At 63.1% G+C, this 1348-nt stretch carries 1 protein-coding gene and 1 pseudogene; both read right to left on the minus strand.

What is annotated here, in order from left to right; translation table 11 throughout:
- A partial coding sequence (locus tag ACXRVY_RS29410) for an MmgE/PrpD family protein (protein ID WP_458239007.1) occupies window positions 1–1138 on the minus strand: 1138 nt, incomplete at its 3' end.
- Window positions 1135–1348, minus strand: a pseudogene (locus ACXRVY_RS29415) (polysaccharide deacetylase family protein); the annotation flags it as partial. The pseudogene ACXRVY_RS29415 and the gene ACXRVY_RS29410, both read right to left, overlap by 4 nt.

Genomic DNA, 1348 nt, shown 5'->3' on the forward strand with positions numbered 1-1348 from the left:
GTGTCACCACAGGCTCGCCATCCGCGGACAGCAGCGGGTCCACATCAAGGCGAATGCGTGACATCCACTGGACAATGCGTGGATCGTTGCGCGCGTCATCGTCATAGGCCTGCAATCGACAATGGCCATGTACCAGCCGTGCCGCCAGTGCATACGCCAGGCTCATCTGCGCCGCCGCGAGGGTGCCGACATCCTGGCCGCCACACATGTCCTTGAGAAAACTGCACAGCGAAACCTGTATGTCTTCGACCTGATCCACTGGCACATTCAATTGGTCGAGCAAAAGCCCCAACGCGTCGATGGCCGAATGCGTGCCGCGACACGAGGCGTAGGGCTTGATCGAGCAGCGGGCGAGTTTCCATACGGCGCCGAGATCGGCATCCAGTGCTTCGGGGGTTGAGGTGGCGCTGGCAAGTGTCTGCAAAAAACCGCCCCAGACATCCTCGAACAACCTTGTTGGGCCACTGATGCCCTGCTGCGCAAACCGCGCCGCCAGCAACCCCCCTTCGGCGGCCCGGCCACTGTGCAGTTTTTTACTTTGCGAGCCGTCGTGGATGAAAGCCCACAAACCACCGCTGAAGCTGCCGGCGATGCCCAGTGCCGACAAGGTTTGCCCGGCATTCAATCGAAAAATCCGTGCACTGGCCGCCGCCGCGCCGAACACCCCGCAGGTCGCCGTGGAGTGCCAGCCAGCGCCGTTATGGGCTGAGTAGCCGCCGCAGGCTTCGAGCACCCGGCGCCCGACTTCGTAACCGATCACCACGGCCGTGATGAACTCGCGGCCGCTCACCGGTTGCCCGGCCATCGACACCGCCGCCATGACCGCCGGCAGCACTACGGCGCCGGAGTGGTCGCAGCCACCGGTGTCGTCCAGTTCCAGGGCATGGGCGGCGATGCCGTTGAGCATGGCTGCCTGAGCGGCGCCGACCCGCTGGCGAGTGCTCCAGACCAAGGTGTCGCCCGTTTCGTCTTGGAATACCTGCCGTGCCGTTTTCGCTATTTCGCTGTCTGCCCCGGCGAGGGTCGCGCCGACAGTATCGAGGATGTGACGCTTGGCTTGTTCCACCAGAGCGGGCGGCAGGTCCTCGAACCGCGTATCCACGCAAAATTTCGCCAGTCGTTGCATGCGCTCTGTCATAGCACGTAGTCCCGATAATGCCGCTCATACACCGACGCCGGATGATCTTCAGTGATCGGCGTTGCGGATTGCGCCCACCACCGGGCGACATCTGCACCGGTAGCGATCCATACGTCATCGTGCTGCAAAATCCCCTCAAGCACTTCACGCAACACACCAATGCGTCCCGGCGTAGCGATGACTTCCGGATGCAGGCGCAGCACGTAGCAC

The organism is Pseudomonas sp. P5_A2_2 (assembly GCF_054177685.1).